Raw genomic sequence first — 2,297 nt, forward strand, 5'->3', positions numbered from 1 at the left:
CTCCGGGGGGATAGAAGTGGCCACTGAACGGGGCTTTAAGCGGATGGGAAAGGGCATCACCCTCAAAGAGGTGGTTGCCTCCTGTGCGGCCTTTAAAGAATCGGGCATCTTAACCCATGCGTATCTAATCTACGGGTACTGGGACCAGGAAGAGCAGGAAATCATCGATTCGGCAGAATTGCTGCGGCAACTCTTTGCGGAGGGGCTCTTAGACTCGGCGTTCTGGCATAAATTCGTGCTTACCCGCCATTCCCGTTTTTATCGGGAAAAATGCCAGGGCAGACATCCTGATTTAGTACTCCGGGAAGGGCCAACTCCATCCGACTATTTCGCGGACAACGATATCCCCTTCGAAGGGGAAGAACGATTCAACAGGTACACCATCCCCCTGGATACCATGCTCCATGACTGGATGAAGGGGAAAACAGATATACCGGTGACCCGGTATTTTTCGTTTAAGGTTCCCCGCCCACAGGTGGAACCAGAGCGGGTATCTGGCTTACTCCAGGAATATCTTACAAAAGAAGAAGCAAGAAATCGCTGGCCTCCCGCGGGTACCCATGCTTCTCACGCAAAGGATTCCTCCCAGGACCTTGAAGTTGCTGCGGCACCACAGAAAAACCATACCGGGGTAACTCCATTTTCCCAGGCCAGGGCTGGGGAAACCCAATCCCACCCCTCTGTCGCTGTCAGTTCCGGCCCTGCGCAGGAGACCAGGGAATGGTGCCTTTTTCTGGGAAGCGAGCCCCTTCTTTTCGCCGACCCATCGGCCGGCCCGCAGGAACTTCGGTGGTGGTACCGCTATCAAGCATACCACCTCCGTCTTTCTCCCCGGGACGGACGGAAAAATCCTGGAAACCAAAAAGACACTCCCCTGGCGACACTTCACAACCTTCTTTCCCGCGCCCACACTCCCCGGACCGTATCCAGGACAGAACTACTTCAGCACCTGACTTCCCTCGCCGAACCTTCGGAGCTATCCCGCATATATCGAACTTTAAGGGAAGGGGGCCTTATCTTCTACCCGGCTTCCAAGGAAGCGCCCGAGAACATTCCAGAAGACCGCTAGGTAAGCCGTTTTTCCATCCACCGCTTACTCTTCCAGCGTCCCAGCATTACCAGGCCCCGGAGGGTTTCATCGGTTCCGATAGCAAGCCATACCGCCACAAGGCCTAATCCTGCTTTGTACCCAAAAAGATAGGCCCCTAACACCATGATGCACCACATAGAGAATATGCCGTACCCCACGGGGAAACGGACGTCCCCTGCCCCTTTAAGCGCAGAGATAGTAATAAGATTGATAGAACGGCCAAATTCAATGTAGTACGAATACAGTAACAGCGTACTTGTGGTGGCTAAAATCGCCGGGTCGTGGGTAAAGAGGGCGATTATCGGCTTTTTTACAAACTGGAGAAGGGTAATAATCCCCATCGCAATAACCGTACCTATCAGCTGATAACGATACAGACGGTTATAGGCTTCTTCAAACTTCTTAGCACCCACCAGGTACCCTACCTTTATTTGGACTCCCGCACCAATCGACATAGGAAGGATAAACACAAACCGGACGATGGTCTGGGCATACACCACCGACGAAACAGCAGCCGTACCAAAGGTGGTTATCAGGGCCATAATCACAATCTGGGCCACATTGTAGGAAAGAGATTCCCCCGCCGAAGGAAGCCCTATTTGAATAATTGTCTTGAATATAGAAGAGGGAATATTTTTCCAGTGGGAAAGACGGAACCGTACCTCTGGATATTTCTTAATTCTCCAGGCAAGAATGCCACAGGCCGCTATCTGGGAGATAACCGATGAAGCGGCAACGCCGGTTACCCCTAAAATGGGCAAGCCAAAGGGCCCATACAGGGAGATGGCATTCCCAATCACATTGATACCATTTGCAATAAAGGTGACCACCATGGTATCCCGGGTATAGCCATAGGCCCGAAGGACCGTCCCCTGCAACATGTTAAAGGCTACAAAAAAAGAACCAAAACCGCCAAATATTTTTAAGTACGTAATGGCATAGGACCGTACTGCGGGCTCCGCCTTGTACAGAGAAAGGAGGGGTCCCGCTCCCACCAAAATAAGAACCAACAACCCACCGGCCAGGGCGCCCACTAAAAGAATACTTCCCTGAATTACCTGGCTTGCTTCGGTGTGACGTTTAGCCCCCAGGTACTGGGCCAGAACGATACTGGTCCCAATACATACGATGTTAAAAAGAAGCTGAATAAAAAAGATGTACTGATTACCGATTCCTACCCCCGCCACCGCTTCCTGGGAGTAGCCGC

2 protein-coding genes are annotated in these 2,297 nt (G+C 52.0%); one reads left to right on the top strand and one right to left on the bottom strand.

The features are described 5' to 3' along the window. A partial coding sequence (locus N2315_09035; GenBank protein ID MCX7829318.1) for a hypothetical protein occupies nucleotides 1-1,069 on the top strand: 1,069 nt, incomplete at its 5' end. On the opposite strand, the gene N2315_09040 is transcribed toward N2315_09035, so the two are convergent. Then, nucleotides 1,066-2,297, bottom strand: a 1,232-nt coding sequence (locus N2315_09040; protein ID MCX7829319.1) for an MATE family efflux transporter, incomplete at its 5' end; no start/stop codon positions are given. The genes N2315_09035 and N2315_09040 overlap by 4 nt on opposite strands.

Source organism: Thermanaerothrix sp. (genome assembly GCA_026417795.1).
In the GTDB taxonomy this organism is placed as follows: domain Bacteria; phylum Synergistota; class Synergistia; order Synergistales; family Synergistaceae; genus Thermanaerovibrio.